The organism is Novosphingobium hassiacum, from assembly GCF_014196055.1.
GTDB classification, from domain to species: Bacteria; Pseudomonadota; Alphaproteobacteria; order Sphingomonadales; family Sphingomonadaceae; genus Novosphingobium; species Novosphingobium hassiacum.
In genome coordinates this window covers 219,588-238,798 of the sequence record NZ_JACICY010000001.1, presented here as the reverse complement: position 1 = coordinate 238,798, position 19,211 = coordinate 219,588, and the positions used below count along the sequence as shown (strand labels likewise).

20 protein-coding genes, 1 tRNA gene and 1 pseudogene are annotated in these 19,211 nt (G+C 55.6%); 18 read left to right on the top strand and 4 right to left on the bottom strand.

Annotation, left to right across the window (positions count from 1 at the left end):
- Positions 1-29: 29 nt before the first annotated feature.
- From GGQ88_RS01250 to GGQ88_RS01220, 7 genes are all read left to right on the top strand, one after another.
- Positions 30-266, top strand: coding sequence for an acyl carrier protein (locus tag GGQ88_RS01250; protein ID WP_054107514.1), 237 nt, complete (start codon positions 30-32; stop codon positions 264-266).
- A 141-nt stretch (positions 267-407) separates the two neighbouring features.
- Positions 408-1,673, top strand: coding sequence for a beta-ketoacyl-ACP synthase II (gene fabF, locus GGQ88_RS01245; RefSeq protein ID WP_183611204.1), 1,266 nt, complete (start codon positions 408-410; stop codon positions 1,671-1,673).
- A gap of 15 nt (positions 1,674-1,688) precedes the next feature.
- Entirely contained in the window at positions 1,689-2,663 is a 975-nt protein-coding gene (mltG, locus tag GGQ88_RS01240; protein WP_183611203.1) for an endolytic transglycosylase MltG, read from the top strand.
- Between the two features lie 237 nt (positions 2,664-2,900).
- Positions 2,901-3,437 (top strand): 2'-5' RNA ligase family protein, encoded by a 537-nt coding sequence (locus GGQ88_RS01235; protein WP_343057046.1) that lies wholly within the window; start codon positions 2,901-2,903, stop codon positions 3,435-3,437.
- A gap of 72 nt (positions 3,438-3,509) precedes the next feature.
- Positions 3,510-4,790 carry an adenosylmethionine--8-amino-7-oxononanoate transaminase gene (locus GGQ88_RS01230; RefSeq protein WP_183611202.1) on the top strand — a complete coding sequence of 427 codons (1,281 nt, stop codon included), beginning with the start codon at positions 3,510-3,512 and terminating at the stop codon, positions 4,788-4,790.
- Between the two features lie 70 nt (positions 4,791-4,860).
- Positions 4,861-4,936: transfer RNA gene (locus tag GGQ88_RS01225), tRNA-Thr, on the top strand.
- 209 nt (positions 4,937-5,145) lie between these two features.
- Entirely contained in the window at positions 5,146-6,102 is a 957-nt protein-coding gene (locus tag GGQ88_RS01220) for a toll/interleukin-1 receptor domain-containing protein (RefSeq protein ID WP_183611201.1), read from the top strand.
- A 55-nt stretch (positions 6,103-6,157) separates the two neighbouring features.
- Here GGQ88_RS01220 and GGQ88_RS01215 read toward each other — a convergent pair whose 3' ends face one another.
- The 3 genes from GGQ88_RS01215 to GGQ88_RS01205 all read right to left on the bottom strand — a co-directional run bounded on the left by GGQ88_RS01215 (position 6,158) and on the right by GGQ88_RS01205 (position 10,365).
- Positions 6,158-8,974 (bottom strand): DEAD/DEAH box helicase, encoded by a 2,817-nt coding sequence (locus GGQ88_RS01215; protein ID WP_183611200.1) that lies wholly within the window; start codon positions 8,972-8,974, stop codon positions 6,158-6,160.
- A 32-nt stretch (positions 8,975-9,006) separates the two neighbouring features.
- Positions 9,007-9,726, bottom strand: coding sequence for a hypothetical protein (locus GGQ88_RS01210; protein ID WP_183611199.1), 720 nt, complete (start codon positions 9,724-9,726; stop codon positions 9,007-9,009).
- A 435-nt stretch (positions 9,727-10,161) separates the two neighbouring features.
- Positions 10,162-10,365, bottom strand: a complete 204-nt coding sequence (locus tag GGQ88_RS01205; RefSeq protein WP_183611198.1) for a helix-turn-helix domain-containing protein — start codon at positions 10,363-10,365, stop codon at positions 10,162-10,164.
- Positions 10,366-10,491: 126 nt separating this feature from the next.
- On the opposite strand from GGQ88_RS01205, the gene GGQ88_RS01200 reads away from it, so the two are divergent.
- From GGQ88_RS01200 to GGQ88_RS01155, 9 genes and pseudogenes are all read left to right on the top strand, one after another.
- Positions 10,492-10,872 (top strand): DUF4177 domain-containing protein, encoded by a 381-nt coding sequence (locus GGQ88_RS01200; protein ID WP_221214451.1) that lies wholly within the window; start codon positions 10,492-10,494, stop codon positions 10,870-10,872.
- A 4-nt stretch (positions 10,873-10,876) separates the two neighbouring features.
- Entirely contained in the window at positions 10,877-11,269 is a 393-nt protein-coding gene (locus GGQ88_RS01195; RefSeq protein WP_221214450.1) for a hypothetical protein, read from the top strand.
- 98 nt (positions 11,270-11,367) lie between these two features.
- Positions 11,368-11,763 carry a hypothetical protein gene (locus tag GGQ88_RS01190; RefSeq protein WP_183611196.1) on the top strand — a complete coding sequence of 132 codons (396 nt, stop codon included), beginning with the start codon at positions 11,368-11,370 and terminating at the stop codon, positions 11,761-11,763.
- Between the two features lie 137 nt (positions 11,764-11,900).
- Positions 11,901-12,299: a hypothetical protein gene (locus GGQ88_RS01185; RefSeq protein ID WP_183611195.1), complete on the top strand. Its 399-nt coding sequence runs from the start codon at positions 11,901-11,903 to the stop codon at positions 12,297-12,299.
- Between the two features lie 53 nt (positions 12,300-12,352).
- On the top strand, positions 12,353-12,529 hold the full coding sequence (locus GGQ88_RS01180) for a hypothetical protein (protein ID WP_221214449.1): 177 nt from the start codon (positions 12,353-12,355) through the stop codon (positions 12,527-12,529).
- A 422-nt stretch (positions 12,530-12,951) separates the two neighbouring features.
- On the top strand, positions 12,952-13,332 hold the full coding sequence (locus GGQ88_RS01175; protein WP_183611193.1) for a hypothetical protein: 381 nt from the start codon (positions 12,952-12,954) through the stop codon (positions 13,330-13,332).
- A gap of 79 nt (positions 13,333-13,411) precedes the next feature.
- Positions 13,412-14,735 (top strand): annotated as a pseudogene (locus GGQ88_RS21170) (VapE domain-containing protein).
- A 242-nt stretch (positions 14,736-14,977) separates the two neighbouring features.
- Positions 14,978-16,138: a tyrosine-type recombinase/integrase gene (locus GGQ88_RS01160; protein WP_183611190.1), complete on the top strand. Its 1,161-nt coding sequence runs from the start codon at positions 14,978-14,980 to the stop codon at positions 16,136-16,138.
- Positions 16,135-16,419: a hypothetical protein gene (locus GGQ88_RS01155; RefSeq protein ID WP_183611189.1), complete on the top strand. Its 285-nt coding sequence runs from the start codon at positions 16,135-16,137 to the stop codon at positions 16,417-16,419. Before GGQ88_RS01160 ends, GGQ88_RS01155 begins: the two co-directional genes overlap by 4 nt.
- Positions 16,420-16,499: 80 nt before the next feature.
- On the opposite strand, the gene GGQ88_RS01150 is transcribed toward GGQ88_RS01155, so the two are convergent.
- A complete protein-coding gene (locus GGQ88_RS01150; protein ID WP_183611188.1) occupies positions 16,500-16,991 on the bottom strand; it encodes a hypothetical protein in 492 nt (163 codons plus the stop codon).
- 228 nt (positions 16,992-17,219) lie between these two features.
- Here GGQ88_RS01150 and GGQ88_RS01145 point away from each other — a divergent pair, with 228 nt between their 5' ends.
- Together GGQ88_RS01145 and GGQ88_RS01140 are read left to right on the top strand one after the other, a co-directional pair.
- A complete protein-coding gene (locus GGQ88_RS01145; RefSeq protein ID WP_183611187.1) occupies positions 17,220-17,759 on the top strand; it encodes a hypothetical protein in 540 nt (179 codons plus the stop codon).
- Positions 17,760-17,978: 219 nt separating this feature from the next.
- Positions 17,979-19,118, top strand: coding sequence for a Shedu immune nuclease family protein (locus GGQ88_RS01140; protein WP_183611186.1), 1,140 nt, complete (start codon positions 17,979-17,981; stop codon positions 19,116-19,118).
- Positions 19,119-19,211 lie beyond the last annotated feature (93 nt).

The following is a 19,211-nucleotide window of genomic DNA, read 5'->3' as shown; positions in this document are numbered from 1 at the left end:
TCAACCGCTTTCCTTCGAAGGGGCATTTCATGAGCGATACCGCCGACCGCGTTAAGAAGATCGTTGTCGAGCACCTCGGCGTCGAGGCTGACAAGGTCACCGAAGAAGCCAGCTTCATCGACGATCTGGGCGCTGACTCACTCGACATCGTCGAGCTGGTGATGGCCTTCGAAGAAGAATTTGGCGTCGAGATCCCTGACGATGCGGCCGAGAAGATCTCGACCGTGCAGGACGCGATCAAGTTCATCGACGAAAACAAGGGCTGATCGCCCAGATCCACCCGGGGTTCCCGATCCTACTGGATCGCGGAGCCGCCAGGTCCCGTTGGGGCAGGGCAGGGTAGGAATTCGGCAGGCTCAGCCTCTCTATCGGGGCTGGGCCTGTTTGCATATTTCCCGGAGAATCCAATGCGTCGTGTCGTCGTAACCGGACTTGGCCTCGTCACTCCGCTCGGTGCGGAAGTCGAGACCGTGTGGAAAAACCTGCTTGCCGGAAAGTCGGGCGCAGGGCCGATCACGCGGTTCGATGCGAGCGACCAGAAGTGCCGCATCGCCTGCGAAGTCAAGCCTGCCGACCACGAATACGGCTTCGATCCTAACAAGCGCGTCGACCACAAGGTCCAGCGCCAGGTCGATCCATTCATCATTTTCGGCATCGACGCCGCTGGACAAGCGATCGAGGACGCCGGCCTCGAAGATATGCCAGAGGCCATGCGTTTTCGCGCAGGCTGTTCGATCGGTTCGGGCATCGGCGGGCTGCCGGGCATCGAAAGCGAATCGCTGGTGCTTGCCGCCAAGGGTCCAAGCCGTGTTTCGCCACACTTCGTCCACGGGCGCCTGATCAACCTGATTTCTGGCCAGGTCTCGATCAAGTACGGGTTGATGGGACCAAACCACGCGGTGGTCACGGCCTGCTCGACCGGCGCGCATTCGATCGGCGATGCCGCGCGGATGATCCGCGACGATGATGCCGACATCATGCTGGCGGGCGGCGCAGAAGGCACGATCTGCCCGATCGGAATCGCCGGCTTCGCACAGGCACGTGCGCTTTCGACCAGTTTCAACGATGATCCGACCAAGGCCAGTCGCCCTTATGACGTGGCCCGCGATGGCTTTGTCATGGGTGAGGGCGCGGGCGTGGTGGTGCTCGAGGAATACGAACACGCCAAGGCGCGCGGCGCAAAGATCTATGCTGAAGTCGTAGGCTACGGGTTGTCGGGTGATGCGTACCATGTGACTGCGCCGCATCCTGAAGGGTCGGGCGCCTTCCGTTCGATGCAGATGGCGTTGAAGAAGGCGGGCATGACGCCCGACGACATCGACTACGTCAACGCGCACGGCACCTCGACGCCGCTTGGTGACGAGCTCGAACTGGGCGCCGTACGTCGCCTGTTTGGCGATGCGATCAACGATGTTTCGATGTCCTCGACCAAGTCGGCGATCGGGCACCTGCTCGGTGGCGCAGGCGCGGTCGAGACAATCTTCTGCATTCTTGCGCTGCGTGACCAGATCGTGCCGCCGACGCTGAACCTCGACAATCCGAGCGAGGGCTGCGTGGGCGTTGATCTGGTTCCGCACACCGCCAAGAAGCGCCGGGTACGCGCCGCGCTGAACAATTCGTTCGGATTTGGTGGCACCAACGCGAGCCTTGTCGTCAAGCTGGTGGAAGACTGAGAGGAGCGACGGGCGATGGCGCGCCGTCGCAAGCGGTTTCCTGGCTGGGCCGTCGTGCTGGTCCTCGTCGCGTTCGCGGCGTGGATCGTGGGCGGCTGGTACTCGGCCGGACCGCTCGAGAAGCAGCTCGAATTCGACGTGGGCGAGGGCAAGGGCCTGAGCGCACTGGCCGAAGACCTGCAGGCGCAGGGAGCGATCGATTCGGCCACACTGTTCAAGCTGCGCGCGCACCTGCTCGGCGGCGGGACTGATATCAAGGCGGGCTCGTTCCTGCTGCCCAAGGGCGCGAGCGAAGATACGATCCTTGAAATCCTCAAGGGCGACAAGGTCATCCGCCGCCTCGTCACGATCCCCGAAGGCATGCCCTCGGTGATGGTCGCCGAGCGACTGATGGCGATAAAGGATCTTGCGGGTACCGTGTCCGCGCCTGCAGAAGGCACGGTCCTGCCCGACAGCTATGACTGGCAGAAGGGCGAGCCACGCGCAGCCGTGCTCAAGCGGATGCAGGCAGCGATGGACAAGACGCTTGCCGAGCTGTGGGCCAAGCGGACCGCGCGCACGGTCGCCAAGACGCCACAGGAAGCGCTGGTGCTCGCCTCGATCGTCGAGAAGGAAACCGGCAAGCCCGAGGAGCGTCGCATGGTCGCGGGACTTTATTCGAACCGCTTGCGCCAGCGCATGCTGCTTCAGGCCGATCCGACGATCATCTACCCGATCACGAAGGGCAAGCCGCTCGGCCGACGCATCCTGCAGTCTGAAATACAGGCAGTGAACGGGTACAACACCTACACGATGGTCGGGCTGCCAATTGGTCCGATTACCAATCCCGGGCGCGATTCGATCGCGGCGGTGCTCAATCCGGCCGAAACGGACGCGCTTTTCATGGTAGCGGACGGCTCGGGAGGGCATGTCTTCGCCGGGACTCTGGCGGAACACAATGCCAATGTTGCCAGATGGTTCGCCCTGCGCAAGGCGCGGGGAGAAATGTAGATTTCGCCGGGTTGGTGAGAGTTTGGCCATTATTACTATTAATTTAGGAAAATTGCCCTAAGGTTATCTACGGAGGCACGGGGCGATGTTTTGCATCGCCCGGGATCCAGGGAACATTCCGGTTTTGCCGGATGGCCTGCGCAAGTGGGCTACCGCGGCTATACCGAATGTTCCCACTTCCCCTCACCTTTGCCAGTCGCGGCTTGTAATCGCCCCGCAACCTGCAAGAACGCCGACGTGCCCGCAAATCTGACAAGCTCCGCGCCGTTGATCGTCACCGCTGAATTGCCCGCATCCCTGCAGGGTTGGGCAGAGGGATTGCGCCGCGCGCACTTTCCGCCCGAACGCAACTTGCTTAAGGCGCACGTAACCCTGTTCCACGCGTTGCCGGCCAGCGTTCTGGATGAAGCGCGCAGGCTTCTCGCGCGGCTGGCTGGCACTTATGCACCGGTGGCTGCAAGCTTGTCGGCAGTCATGGACCTCGGCGGGGGAAGCGCCTTCCGGATCGAGAGCGCGGGTATGCTTGGGCTGCGTGCCGAGATGGCCGAGCATTTTCACGGAATGCTCACCGTGCAGGACAGTCATACGCCGCGCCTCCATGTTACCGTCCAGAACAAGGTACCGCGTGCGCAGGCGATGGCGTTGCAGGCGGAACTGCGTCAAAGTTTCAGACCCCGTGACTTCGCATTCGCTGGTCTGGCGCTGCACCATTATCTTGGCGGCCCTTGGGGCGACGCGGGGCGCTGGTCGTTCCGTGGGACGACAGCTGCCTGATGCAACGGGCGGCTTGATTGCGCGCGCTACCGAGTGCATCGGCAAGGCTAACGCGGTGAAAGGGCCCCTTCGTTGAAACGACCTGACTGGTACACCTCGGGCCAGGGCCACATATGGCTGCCCTATACCCAGATGCGGACCGCACGGCCTGCGCTGCCCGTCGTAGCGGCCAGCGGTACGCGGCTGACGCTTGCCGACGGTCGAGAGCTGGTGGATGGCATTTCGAGCTGGTGGTCCACCGTTCACGGCTACCGTCACCCGCACATCGAGGAAGCGCTGCGCGGTCAGCTTGAAGTCCTGCCGCATGTGATGCTTGGCGGACTTGCGCACGAGCAGGCCTATGTTCTCGCCGAGCGGCTTGCGAAGCTGTTACCCGGCAACCTCAACCACGTGTTTTTCAGCGATTCGGGGTCGGTCGCGGTCGAAGTCGCGATGAAGATGGCGGCTCAGTTCTGGCTCAATCAGGGCCAGCGCCGGGTCAAGTTCCTGTGCTTTCGCGGCGGCTACCATGGCGACACGTTCGCCACGATGAGCGTATGTGATCCTGATGAGGGCATGCACAGCCTGTTCAAGGGCGCGCTGCTCGAACAGGTGGTGGTCGACCTGCCGCGCAATGCCGCAGACGAGGCTGCTCTGGGCGAAGTGCTCGACCGTCATCGCGGCGATCTTGCCGGGATTATCGTCGAGCCGTTGGTGCAGGGCGCGGGCGGCATGGTGTTCCACGATCCGTTCACGCTGCAGGCGCTGCGTCGCCTTGCTGACGCCCATGACCTGCTGCTGATCTTCGACGAAATCTTCGTCGGGCTAGGCCGTCTTGGTGAGGCAATGTTCGCCTGCGAGATCGCGGACGTGCAGCCCGATATCGTGACCCTGTCCAAGGCGCTGACGGGAGGCACGCTGCCACTGGCTGCCACGATAGCCAGCGCGCGGATCTACGATGGCTTCCTATCCGACGATCCGATGAGCGCTCTGATGCATGGTCCGACATACATGGGCAACGCGATGGGGTGCGCGGCTGCCAATGCCTCGCTTGACCTGTTCGAACGCGAGCCAAGGCTGGAACAGGCACGCGCAATTGGAAAGCAACTCGAAACCCTCCTCGCTCCAGCCAGGTATCTGCCCGGTGTGCGCGACGTGCGCGTGCGTGGCGCAATCGGCGTGATCCAGCTCGATGGACCCGCACCCGCCGACCGTCTGTCGGCCGCTTGCATCAAGCGCGGCGTGTGGCTGCGCCCATTCCGCGACGTCCTCTACACGACGCCGCCACTGGTCACAGGCGAGGACGAAATCGTCCGGATCGGGAATGCAATGGTCGATGCGGTGCGGGAGTTGAGCGCCGAAAACCGGGCCTGAAAATTAGCCCCGAAAAAAGGTTGCCTAGCCCCCCACCCGTGGCTAAACGGCGCCCCTGCCTCCAAGGCACGCCGCTTTAGCTCAGTCGGTAGAGCACATCATTCGTAATGATGGGGTCAGAGGTTCGAATCCTCTAAGCGGCACCATTCCTTCCACGAGGGAATCCCCGTATAACTTGTGAAAGGGCCTTTCGGTAGGCAACCCATCTGGGTCCTGTTTGGGGCACTTTGGGCAGGGGATCGGGCCCGATCTACGCTAAACCTAGTTGAGATTGATTGCACAGTTGGCCCGGCCCAAAGCGTAGTTTACCAATGAGTCTCCGTGCTTACATTCAGCCCAAATTTGAAAGTCGGAAATGAAGCCGCGAAAGATTTTCACATCGTATGCCCATCGCGACGAGCAGCTGAAAAGTGAGCTCGATCAGCATTTGACACCATTGCTGCTACAAGGGAGGGTGGAGCTTTGGAACGACAGACACATCCGAGCTGGGGCACCACTCTACGAGGCCATAAAAGATAACATACGATCCGCAGACATCATCCTTATGCTTATCAGCGCAGATTACGTCGCCTCTCCGGCCTGCCAAGAGGAAATGACGATTGCATTGGAGCGCGGTATCGCGAAGCAGGCGCTCGCAATCCCTATACTCTTACGAGCTTGCGACTGGACGGGTATACCAATCGGCCAACTTTTAGCGGCCAATCGTGATGCAAAGCCAATAAATTCTGCGCCTGATCGCGACGTTGCTTGGTTTGACGTGGTTTGTTCTATCAAGCAAATCCTAAATGACTGGGATGTTGAAAGCGCCGAAGATTCCTCAAACAGCGTAGTTCAGGCAACTGAAATGTCGGACGCGGTCGCCGACGAACGTGCCATTCGCCCCCCAAATAAAGGCCAACCCGGAGAATTGTGGGTATACCGAAAGGAGAGTAACGAAAAAGACTGGGAAGCCGTGAAAGCTAGTGTCGAGGAAACACTTTGCGCATTGGCGGAAAGCAACGAAGATCACGAGATTACGCTACAGACAAAGCGCTGGGGCGAAAAGATAATCGTCGATTTTCGCCTCCCTCGCCATCGCAATCCAAGGCGCTTGTTGATTGCCGATATCAGTGGATATGCAGGTTACCCTGGGTACCAACTCGAGATCTATCCGCGTGATTCAAATCTTAAACTTCCTAGCGAACGCGTGCGCTGGCTAATCACAGGGACGGGAGAACGGGTGCTCAAGCGCCTTGACCCAGAAACTGATGGGCAGTTCACGGTTGCCGGATATGCCGCGCACATATGGGGCGCAATCAAGTCTCTAACTTAGATTTGCAATGGCAACTCGAGCGCTGCACCAAAATCTTGGTGCTAGCCAGTTAGCCTCAGTCCCCACCTATTCCACTGTCGAGTTCCCTCACTTCCGTTCGACAATTTTCAAACAGATCGGCCATCTCATTCCAAGGGTATTGAGGGATTTCACGCACTACGGAAGAGAGAGTAGCAATTGCCCGCAAAAGCCAAGGCAAAAACGCGCCAAATGCGTATTCCATCAACTCAACAAATTTATCGTACTGAGCAGCGACGAACTCACTATCTGCTTCGCCCGCAGCCCAGAGCAAAGGGGGTATAGCCGCCTTGCTCTGCTGGGCTTTCGGCAAAGTCACAAAAATATCTGTAAGCAATGAACCGTTGAGCCAACCCTCGCCAAGCATCTCCAGATCGTGCATTTTCACAAACAGCTTAGACGATTTACGGCCAGTTACGACTTCCTTAAGGATGTAGTTGTTTTGCTCTTGGCAGACTCCAAAATTCTTGAGTAGCGCGGCTGCGACTTGACTATTCGTCAGACCATCTTTTACAGCTGGCATATCAGAAATAATCTTTCGACATGTGCCGGGTCCAAATCCCGTCCTATTTGCGGCTTGGCCAAGATGGGTAAGCCACATAGGACTAGCTGCTCGCGCGAATGGTTCTCCAAGCTCATCACTTAATAGTTCAGCCCTGATATCTTCAAATATCTTAAGGCTGGATGCCCCATGTTGGCTCGCATATAAGGCAAGTGATAAACTAACCTCGATCGCATCATCGTCCGGATTCTCCGGAATCGCCGCCATTAGCTGTGAACTAAGTACTGCCTTAATAGAGTCCTGCAAATCATCAGGTAAATTGTCATTTGCAATCTCACTTCTTAGTGCAGGCGGATCGCTGAACAACCTTGCCTGTGCACTTCTACGCGATTGCTCATTCACGAAGGCTGGTTGACCCAGCACATTGTCAAATATGATTGTATCCCCCTCCGTAAATTCGCCTGCACGGCCACAGCGACCTGCAATATTACGGAATAGTAGTGGCGCCATCGGAGTTTGATTCTCGCCAAAACCAATAAGCCAATCAAATATTATCGTGCATCGAATAGGCAAATCGACGCCTTCGGCTAATGTAGTGGTTGCTGCCACAAACTGCAAAGATCGCGATTTTAAAGCTTTTTCAATGAGAGTCTTTACTTCTCCTGGCAAGGATGAATTGTGGTATGCAACGCCTCTAGAAACCATATTTCTTAATGCTCCGAGGTGTGGGAACATATGCAAGCACTCAATTAATTTTTCGCGATCGGCTGAAATTCCATCCAACTCTTTCAATGTGGACGCCACCGCCGCGGCAACGCCTCGCGTCGTTTGCTTTGAATAGCAGGCAATGAGGACAGGCCCACCTATGCTACCTCGGACGTAGCGCGCCAAGAATGAAACGTTTTCATATGCAGATGGTAGCTGAGATCTTATTGCGCCGAATTGACTCGCAGGCCACATTGCTGCTGGCCATTCTAGGGTTTTCCGACCCAAATAGCTTGAGCCTTGCTTTGAGATCGGACGAAGAGGGTCTGCGCCATAAAGCCAGCCCAACTTTCCATCTGTTGTCCAAATTGCCAGCCGTCGAGCCGTCGGTCGCCAGCTATCATCGTAATGCTCGGCATCACTGCCCAGCCATTTTCGTAGATCCTCGACGTCAGCCAACACGGCGGATAATAGAATTATTCTAAGATCGAGCCCTTGAATCTGTTGAAGGCGCATTCGGGCGATCAGCGCCTCCAACCTAGCGCCTCTTATTCCATTTTCAATTCCATGCGCTTCGTCAAATACAACCGTACGAAGCCTTGAATAAAGATCATTTGACCTAAGAATCGCATCGGCGCGCTCTGGTGTCGCAATAATCACCGTTGAATTAGTAAAATCAATTTGATCAATGTGGCTATTGAACGTTCCAAAATACCCGCGAACATCGATGCCCTCGATGACATGTTCTTGGAAGCACTCGTAGACCTGACGTCCGAGTGCAATGTATGGAGTGATGTATAAAGCGATGTCTCCGCGCCCAGTCATGCGCGACGCAATAGCTAGCTCAGCAAGGAGCGTCTTGCCGGTGCTGGTGGGAATTGTGACAACTGCATTTTCTTCGGAATCTAAGAAACCATTCTGTATGACATTGTACTGCGGAGGCAGTAGACACATTCTACCTTGAGAAATTATTCGCTTTACATATTTATTGAAAAGATAACTTCCGTTATATTTTAGTACACGAGCTATGGAAAGATTAATACAGTGCTTTAGGCAAAGGCGGCCGCCTCGCAAAAACGTTACGTCTGCAAGTGGTCGATGACCGGTCATTAGTTCTTCAAAGTGTTTCACGAGTTGCTCATTTTCGACCTCGTCTCCCGTCAGCAGGAACATATTGAGTCGCTCGAGAAACTCTCTTGCCTCAACGCCAAGGTGGCTTGATCGAAGGGCTTGACCGATCCTGCTGGGATTGCTCATTGCAAGGGCGAGCAATTGTCCTTCCGAACGCACCAATTCAGGATTGACCTGCCGTTGGACCGCGGCCGCTGAGGGGAAGTTCCCATACATCCCAAATGCCGTCGCCGCCAAGATTAGCAGGAGGTGGCGCTCTTCGATTTCCTTCGAGAAATCTAGATCTTGATCTGCTAACCCCTCTAAATCGTGGTCTTGAGTCCGTCGATTTGCCACCTCTAAGATAATTCTTGCGGCAGCAATCAAAGAACTTGCAAGCTCTTCATCGTAAAGCTCCGACGCGCGATCTAATTGCCCTTTTAGTTGATACTCGTTAAGTTCGCGCTGTGCGATCGCTAATAGCTCGGACCAGCGCATAGGTTCAACGTTTAAGCCGCGGTTCATCCCTGCAGCCACTGCATCAGCAGCCTTGAGTTCTTCTGACGCGCTCACAACTGCCCTCGCGCGAGGCGGAGTAGGCGATCTTCCAAATCCGAGAGGCCAATCGTCCACGGCGTGATGGAGTTTTGGTCCCAACCGAATGCTGCGATGGCTGTTTTTATCGCGAGCATTTTTTGGACTGGATTTCCGACCCCGGCTTCGTGAACGCCTGTTGGAACAAGGCGAACGCTAGAGCATTGATCCGGCGTCGTTCCGCCTAATCGCTGAACTCTCTTAGAATATTCATCTTGATTTCTTTCGATCTCAAAAGAGTTGCATAAATAGCTAATTCGTGACTGCAGCGTTAGGTTAATATCTGTTCCAAAAAGCTTTTCATAGTCCCTTTCTAAATTTTGGAAGTAGTTTATATTTTGTTTAGAGCCGGCTGTTTTTGTTTCTTGAATGTACATGATATCTTTAGATGGATCAGATGGATGAAAGTAGATGTACATTAGGTCTACGCCTGCCCCACTTATCCTTGTAAGTGGCTGAATCGCGTTACTGGCGAACTTCTCGTGACCAGAAAAATATCCATTTCGCCCAATGTGCAAGCATATGAACTCGCCAAGATTACCCTTTTGACTGTTGCTGATGCTATCGGAAGCAGAGAGGAATGGGGTCTTAAGTGCCTGGAGTGCTACCAGAAGTGCTGCATGCGCTGCGTTGCAATGCGGGTCTCCCACATGCTCGGCCACGCCAGTGACATTGTTCCCTTTGAATCCCGACATTCTTGAGACTGAATGGCCTCCGTGGGCAGTTTCTATTTCAATGCGTCCGATTTGAAACGTCGCATTGCAACCTACTTTGTTTAGCTGCTCAGATCCAAGCGCTCATTAGCACGCAACAGTCTTTCAGCGTACATATGGTCGTATTTCCGCCACTTCCCTGCTCCATTCTCTCGAAAATTGCCTACCCGATAGCGAGCGCACATGTATCACTTTCAACGATAAACAAATGAAGGTAGCATAATATGTTCAGAGCCGAGATCGGCTATCCACTTGGAATCGAAAACGTTTGGACATCCACAACCGCGCAAATCCAGCCATCTTATATGAACAGGCTCGGGGCCTCTTCCGAATGCCGTGATATCACGTCAAAAGGTCTCTGCCTTCCGTGAAAGCTGGAAGGTGGGGAGAGGCGTACGAGCACACCGTACTCTCCAGTCAATCCAACAAAGCACCTAAGCCGCATCCCAGCGCCAAAGCCACCCGCTCCACCACGGTGATTGTCGGGTTCTTCACCACGCGCTCAATGCCGCTGATGTATGTTCGGTCCAGACCCGCTTCATCAGCCAACGCCTCCTGCGACCAGCCGCGCTCTTTGCGCAGCCTCTTCATGTTTGCAGCCAAGCGTTGCCGAACGTCCATCCACCAGACTGAAATGGAATGTGGTCGATTGGACCACGGACGATGAATCTCATTTTTACTAGCCTTAGGCGCATGTTCCGATAACTGAATGGAGCGTGAGGCCCGTCATCCACGAGGGGGATCGAAATGATGGAATACGAATACAAGGTCATTGACGTTGCCGATGGCGCAATAAGCTCCGTCCTGCTTGGCGAAGGCCGGATCGAAACCAACGTCCTCGAAGCCTACATCAATGCAATGGCGGCAGAGGGCTGGCGAATGGTCTTCATGTCGAAAGTCATGCAGCGCCACATGGTCACCTCCGACCGCGAGACTCTGATGGTTACCTTCGAGCGCAGAGTTGCAGAGGCTGACCGGGAAGCACGGGCCGCTCGTTGCATCGATGACATTATTGCCGCTGAGGATGGTGCAAAGCGTATTGGCCGGAAGGCTGCTGCCGGAGCAGTTGGCTTGGTGGCAGGCTCGGCTCTGTTAGGTACGATCCTGTCAAGCGATGGCGATGAGTGAGGCCATGTCAGACATACAGACGAAAGTTGCCGCCCGCCGCGCTGAACTGGCGCAGGAGGAGAAAATACGCTCAGAAAAGCAAGCTGCTCTGGCCAGAGAGCAAAAGATCATCGACCAGGAGGAGCGGTTAAAGGTAGCTGGAGAGTCAACTACAGATGGGCTTTCTCCGGTGGAGATTGAGGCTATTTTGCATAAGCAAGCCAAAAGTCTTTGGTCCACACAAGACAACGTGCTGGTCTTCGGTCTTGTTATTGGTGGGCTTATATTACTTCCGGTAGGTGGTTTGGGAGCTATTCCAATTGCAATTGGCCTATTTATGGCAAACTCTTTGGGGAAGCGTTACAGGCAGACTTTGAGAGATCGCTATCCCGACAAATTCGGCAGGGCTGACACTTGAGATCCAGCCACATCGTTACTCGTTGAATTTTGTCGAAATTGAATGACTGTCCCTCGGATGTTCTCCGGGGGCATTTTTTTGTCCGAAAGGAACCTGCAATGATTTTGATCCGCACTGCGGAGGCCTTGGCGCGCGCCTTGGATTCTCCGCTTGATGCTGTCGCCAAAAGGCGGCTGCGCTTCCATGCCGAACGGCTGGCAGAATACGATGATTTCGCCTTCGAAGAGTTGGCTGTGTTCGCCGTCGTCCAGCCGGGAGATGCCCTTGCCGACATCGAGGTAGCACTCGGCATGCAGGTGCTTGTCGAACGGGATTTCGCGATGATCCCAGAAATTGTCGAACGACATTGGTGTTGGGCAGAGGCTATCTTCATTCTGTCGGATGACGGCTTCGGCTTGGTGCTGCTTGTGCCTCTTTGCCAAGACACCGACTCTGCACTTCTCACCGCCATTCAAAGTCACATTGGCGAAAGTCAGAATTCCTCAGTCACCTGAACCTACTGCGTAATTGCCAGAAAGCTGCCCAAGGAAACGGGCTGTCTTGAAGGCTCAAATCCATCGTCGCCATCGAGCGGCATCACACGGCGTCTGTGCATCCGCACGGGCGCTTTTTTTATTTAAAGGATAGCAAAATGCTTTCACTCTGTGACGCACCATCGATCGAACGGGTCATGGGCCAAGCACTTGATCCCGAACTGCGCACCCTACTGGATGATCGGCTTAAACTTGCTGCCGATGCAGGGTTACAAGACCTCACACATATCGTCGTCGTCCAACCGGGCGACACAATCGAAGACCTGAAGTCGGAGATCGGCTTTTCACCGTTGTACAATCCGGTCAGTGGGATTCGCTTCGGTTGCGAGGGCTTCGAACCCTATTGGGCTTGGCTTACCATCTCCGGCGGCTGGTACGAACTGATCCACACGATCGGCGATTCCGGATTTGCGCTGACGTTGCTGGTCGAGGTTGGGGAAGGGACGTGCCTTCGAGAGATGTGCGCTGCTTTTGCCGGGGATGTCCGATGCGATTGATAGGAGTCCTACTGGTCCTATGTGTCGCCTTGGCGGTCTTGAAGGCTGCCGCAATGCTTGTGGCGCTCGTTGTCCTTGCGGCCATCGTGCTCTCTGCCATCACGAGGCCGATGGAAACGGCGGGGTGTCTGCTGTCGTTCGCTCTGCTGAGCGCGATCGGGCAGTATCCTCTGGCAGGCTTGATCATCGTTGGCGGGCTGGCTGCGCTTGGTTTGCTGATGCGAACGTAAGGCGAGATGCCGAACTTGCCGCCCCTTGCCCCCACCGGGATCGCAAAGTCCGTGCTGGTGGGGGGAGTGGGGGCGATTATGCGACAATACCGAAAAGTGAAATGGGCGGGTCAAAATCTGGCCAGCGCTGAATACGTATGTGGCTCTGCGTTAATGTGGTTTCAACGCTTTACAGGCTGTGGCGTTAACCATAGTCGGGCGGTACCGCGTCGCTGAAAGTACTCTCGCCAAGGCGAACTCAGTAAGCGCCGGTTGCCCCGTTTGCTCGGGGGACAGACCTTGATCCTGGTCATGCTGAAATGGATTACCATGCCGCTGACAACGGTTGGTTCTTTGACAGTCGGTACGGCACCGACAACTAGTATGAGATCGAAAACGATCGAACAAACACGCCCAAAGAACATAATAATAAGGGATTACACTTGAAAACTGATCACGAATTTCGTCCGCTGCCTTGGGAACTTGACCACTTTCTCGATGGCTTTGGGGACAATATCGTTCACAGATATGATCGTCTGGCAGATTACCCGGCTGATGAGAGCCGTCTTCTCTGGACCATACGGAACGACCTTAAACACACCGGAATTCAAGGCCTGATCAGCCTGATCCGTGTCTTGATCGCTGAGACCCTTCGTGCGCGGCAGGAGCTGCGCCGATTGGGGACGAAAATCTGCGGTCTCGGCATGGCTAAAGCGTTTTGCGCCATACTCGATCTATTCGAGGGCCGCGAAACTGGACGCCATATCTGGCATCGCGACGAGGACGGTTTTTACCGCCTCAACGATTGCCACGAGCTGTCCTAAATGAGCCGGGGTGGGGGAGCCTATTTTGGCTCCTCGCTTCTCCTTTTCCACCACCAAAGCATTCAGGTCGGGAAACCTGATGCGCCACAAGCCCCGCCGGAAGAGCGGGGAGGAAGAATATATGACCGATACTACTGCTCCGACATCTATCGGGACGGAGCCCTCCACTTCGAAGTCCAGAAAATTGAAGCCCTTTCCGGCCAGGCTTAATCCGGAAGAGTTTCCTAACCCGCCGTCACAGGGTGGCCATAAGCTTCCCCTCACGATGGATAACGTCGAGCATCTTCTTGCTGGTAACAGCATCAACGTGTCCTATGACGTGATCAGTAAGCGATTGAGCATCCTGCATAATGCGCGGCAGCTCGAAGAGTGCGACCTGATCAGCCTCGCCAACCTCAACGGTGTGCCTTCGGGCCAAGTACTCGATTTTATCGGGACACTTGGAAGGCGCAACGGATCCAATCCGGTGGCGGACTGGATCAAGAGCAGGCCATGGGACGGTAGCGACCGGCTTCAGCAACTCTATCACACAGTGCACGTCGAGGAGAGTTACCCGACCGAGATGCGGGACGCCCTCATCTATCGCTGGTGTCTGAGTGCTGTGGCTGCAGCTTTGTCTCTGGGCAATTTCCATTCCCGTGGGGTTCTGACCCTGCAGGGGCCGCAAGGCAGCGGGAAGACCAGCTGGATTGCAAGGCTGGTGCCTGAGGACCTGCGAAGAGCGTGGTTCAAGCGTGATCATCATCTCGATCCATGCAGCAAGGATTCTGTGCTTGTTGCAGTCGCACACGGGATCGTCGAGTTAGGCGAACTCGACAGCTCTTTCCGGCGAGATGTGGCCCGGCTCAAAGGCTTCATCACCAACGACTGTGACCGGGTCCGACCTCCGTACGCTGCGCGTGCGGTGGATATGGGCCGCAGGACGGTTTGCAGCCTCCGTCAACGATAGTCGCTTTTTGGTCGACACGACTGGCAACTCACGGTGGTGGACGATCGCGGTGGAACGACTGGATTACCAGCACGACATCGACATGCAGCAGGTTTACGCTCAGCTTGCATGCGACTTCGACGCCGGAAAGCAATGGTGGCTGACACCGGAGGAGGAGGAGCAGCTTGCTGTCGTCAACGCCGGGCATGAGGTCACCAGTGCAGTCGAAGAGCGGCTTCGGGAACGGATAGACCTGAACGCCAATCTTTTGATCTACATGACTGCCATCGAAGTGCTGCGGAAGATCGGGATCAACCACCCGAATAACCAGCACTGCCGGGAAGCCGGTGGCATCCTGCGCAAACTCTATGGCCAGCCAAAACGCGTGAACGGCAGGGAGAAGTGGAAGGTCGGGCTGACATCCGACACCGGCTTCCAGCCTGTCGCCATGGATGACGACGACGAAGTCTATTGACGCTCACCCGGTGGGGGCAGGGAGGGGCACGAACGGCGCTTCCCTGTTTTCACCACCACGACCGCCGCGCCGCTCCCTCAGATCGCCAACCGGCGGGGGCGGTGCTGGCTCAAACATGCCCGAGAGCAGGGCTGAGAGCTCGCCACAGCGCTAATTCGGCTTGCCCGGCACCGATGGGCGTGCGCCGAGGCGCGGCGCTCTGCGGGCCAATCTTAAAACCACATTCAGAAAGGAAATGGCCTATGGCCAAGCTTAAACTCACGTCCGCATTTTGCCGCGACGTTACCTGCCCACCGCACAAGCGGAAGGAGGTCTACCGCTGCACCGAGGTTATTGGCTTCGGGCTTGAAGTCAGAGCTTCGGGTAAGACGTACTGGCTCTACTACACGAAACCCGACGGCAAGGCGGCACAGGTCAAGATCGGCGGCTCCAGTGACATACCGTTCGACGTTGCCAAGCGTACCGCAAAGGAACTGCGCTCAAAAGTCGTTCTTGGAGGCAACCCGGCCGAAGACAAGGCCATCCGCAAGGGCACGATCACCTTTAAGGAATTGGCGCAGATGCATATCGAACACGCCAAGGGGCATATTCGGTCCCACGGTTGTGTTGAGATGTCATATCGGAAGTATCTTGTGCCGGAATTCGGTCGGCTTCGCATCGATGAGGTCATGCCCCATGCGATCGAAACCCACTTCGCCAAGCTTCGTGCGCGGCTGGCCCCGGCTTCTGTCGATCGCCTGCGTCTCGTCATGAATCGCGGATATCGACTGGCGAAGGGGTGGGGGCTACCGGGCTCCGACCGTAACCCGGTCGAGGCAGTCGCAAGGCCGAAGTACGATAATAAACGCACATGTTTGCTATCGCCGGAACAGGTCAAGCGCCTTCTTGGCGAGTGCGGCAAATCGGAAAACACGATGCTGAAACCCATCGTGCAATTCGCCTTGGCAACTGCCGCACGAAAGCGTGAGATTCTTGATGCACGGTTCGAGCACGTCAATTTCGACCGGGCCGAATGGTTGATACCGCACACCAAGAATGGGCATCCCCGGACAGTCCCGCTCAGCGAGGCTGCAATGGCGGTTGTGAAGGCCTTGCCCCGTAAAGAGGGGTGCGAGTGGATGTTTACCAACCCTTCGACGGGCAAGCACTACATCACCATCAAACGGGCCTGGAAGACGGCGACCGAAGCTGCAGGCCTGCCGGGAATGCACACACACGATCTTCGGCATGCAGCAATCGGCGCAATGGTGTCCAACAATGTCAGTCTGCATGTCGCCGGTAAGATCGCCGGTCACCTGCGACCAGAGAGTACGGCGCGCTATGCTGCCGTGGCTGATTCCACGCTTGCTGCAGCGGTGGAAGCCGGTGCCCGCAACCTCAACTTGATGGGGAAAGCGGCATGATCGAACAGGAAATGGCAGCGCTTCGCAAGCTGGAAAAGGATCTCGTCGATGACGGTTTGAAGCGTAACGATCGCGCTCACGCGTTGATCAACGCGTGCATCAACGAAGGGATCGATAGCGGGCCGGGTATAATCGCTGCGCTTATCAGTCTGGGCTATAACGGCAAGCATGCCGGGATCATGCTCAGCACGAACATTCAGCGAGAGCCTGTGTGGCCGAACTGGGGCCGCCGCGATTGCGGCCAGTACTTTGCCCCCGAGATGCTAGCCGACGTGAATTGAACTACCGCCCCACATGCAGCTTCGTGCTGTGTGTGGGGCATTTTTCCGCATCATTTTTTGATTGGCAGAACGGTAGATGATTATCGAACTGCCTTGCGGGCGGGCTTTGCTGAAATTGTGCCTAACGCCCCAAGCTTTCCACCGTCTGCTAGCTTGGCAACCGCCACTCCAGCTTCTATTAGAGGCAGAGCATAATTTTCTAAGACTTGGTCGACTTTCTCGCGATCAACGACAGAGTATACATCTTCCTTAAGTGTCGAGGCAGCTCCTATCGGTATGCCATTTAGATACAATTGAGACTTATATCTTAGCTTTCTTGACTTAGAAAAGTATTTTCCTTCGGAAATCTCTTCCGTGAAAAATGCAACGCTTAACTTGTTATTATCTTTAAAGTTATTGAATAATTTTTCGCTATGTGCAGCATTGTTCTCCAATATCTTGGAGTGCGCTGTTAGTCTTTCGACTTCACGGTTGATATTGAGAAGTTCGCTTTTAAGTCTATTTATTTTTATTGCCCCGTAAGCGATCACTAAGAAGGAGGATGCTACCAGAAATATAGCCCAGAACTCCACAGTATACATCCCTGTTATTAAGTCGCTTCGTGGCGAGATTGCTCCTTTGATCGGACAAAATCAAGACCGCTGACTGGTCTTTCCCGCCCAGGCTTGTCGACTTGGCGCTACTACGTCGTTGAATCTCGTTGCGGGCGAAAGGCGAAACCGGGGCTGGCACGGATCTTTTTGCGGATTCCATAAGGCCAAAGTGCTTTAACCTTAGGCGTACCCTAAGGCGGGATGGGGGTGGCACCGAACGTGGAGAAAATCGTGTTTCCAGAAAAAGCATTTCCCCTACAGCAGGGCGCGGTGGATTCGTTGTGTGCCGTCTATAGCGTCTTGAATGGTATGAATGCCTTGGGGGAACTCCAGAGCCAAGCCGACGCCTGCGATTGTTTTAGAAGGGTCGTTCCTGAGTTCAATCGCCCCGCGCAAGCAATCCTAGATGGGTTCAATCCGGGAGGCGATAGGTACTCCGATATCCACTGGCTTGGCCGGGCATTAGCCGGGCGCGAATTCCTGAGTCGACCCATGCACGTCACCTCAGTCAACGAATTGAAGGATCTATTGGTTTCCAGCAAGGCTGGCGGCGTCATATACTTCCGGGCTCGAGAAGATCACAGCTTGACACATTACACCTACGTCAAGCCGCGCCGCCTCGATGGTGCGTTTCCGCTTTGGGATAGTTGCGGCTGCGACCTCCTTCTCCTCTCACTCGATGGCGCATTCATCGACGGACAACCTATTGAAGTTACGCATTTCTGGGCTGCAAATCGGAAGGATTGAGGTCCGGTCCGTTAAGGCCGCATCTCGCGAGCCTTCAAGAAGGATAGCCTTCGTCCCCGAGATGCCAGCCGAGCTGAACTAGACTACCGCCCTGCATGCAGCCTCGCGCTGTGTGTGGGGCTCCCTTTCCGCATTACTTTTGTGGGTATGATGCAAACTAAAGACCTCAATTCGGGCAGAAGTGACATTGCGAAGCCGATTTTCATGCTATCAGGCGCTATGTCTGACGATGCAGAATTTCTCTCGAATTACCGGACTGACGAACTGTATATCCATCCAGGTCCAAGCGGCGCATATGCGACGATCGTTACGGATGGGGCTGAAGTCGAACTTGGGGAAGTCGAGATTACGGCCCGGTGCAAGCTGGCAGTTAGCGCGTTCTACGTGCGTGATAAATCCGATTTCAACTCGTTTAAGATCACTAAGCTGAAGTGGTCAAAGCGCGACGGGTGGCATGAAGAAGCGCACATCAGGCTCAGCTATTTCAATGCGGCGCGAATGGCCGAATTTGTCGGTCTGTTCTCCCACCTCGACTTAGGGGATGCGCAGAAGGCGCGTCTTTCGCTGGATAGTGTGAATGTCACTGACTTGAGCGCGCTTCTGGCAAGCACGAAAGGCGCGGCGGTTCTTCAAGAGTTGGCTGAGTCACCTCAGCTCCATCAAGACATCTATGCGGTGGCGGCTAAACGTGCCGCACTGACCGAATTTGAGGCTATGTTAGGCCGGTCTTTGAGGGAAGCCGAGTGGCAGGCCTATTTCGAGCGCAATCCGTGGGTCTTTGGTCATGGCCTCAACTATGTCTTCCTCGATAAGGTCGGGCCGAAGCTTGAAACACGCACGACCGGTAGTGCGTTTGGCCAGCCGGGAAAGACAGCCGATGGCTTGATGCGAACCCGTGCGGCATTGAGCCAGTACGTCCTCATTGAAATCAAGCGGGACGCAACAAAGCTGTTGCAGAAGGATCGTTATCGTCCGGGCTGCTGGGCTGTTTCTGACGAGCTCTCAGCCGCCGTCACGCAATCGCAAAAGACCACCTATGAATTTGCGCGAGGGCGCTTTCGAGACGAATTGAAGGACGCAGAGGGCAACGAACTCGGGGAGGTGGTCTATTCGCTCGAACCGCGAAGTTATCTCGTTGTAGGCAACATGGCGGAGCTACGTGGCAACGGCGACAAGATAGCCTGTTTCGAGCTCTACCGGCGCAATGTGCGGTCACCCGAGATACTGACCTTCGACGAGCTGTTTCACCGAGCTAAGTGCATCGTCGAGAATCTTGGAGGCAAACCAACGCCTCGGGAGCATGAAGCCCCGCAAGGGTTTGGCAGTGACGATTTCGACGATGACGACATCCCCTTCTGACTGTGGCTGTGCCGCTCCGAATATTGAGCTTTCCGGGTCTGGCACGGGTCACTCTCGCGGAATCCATAAGGCCAAAGTGCTTTAACCTTCGTC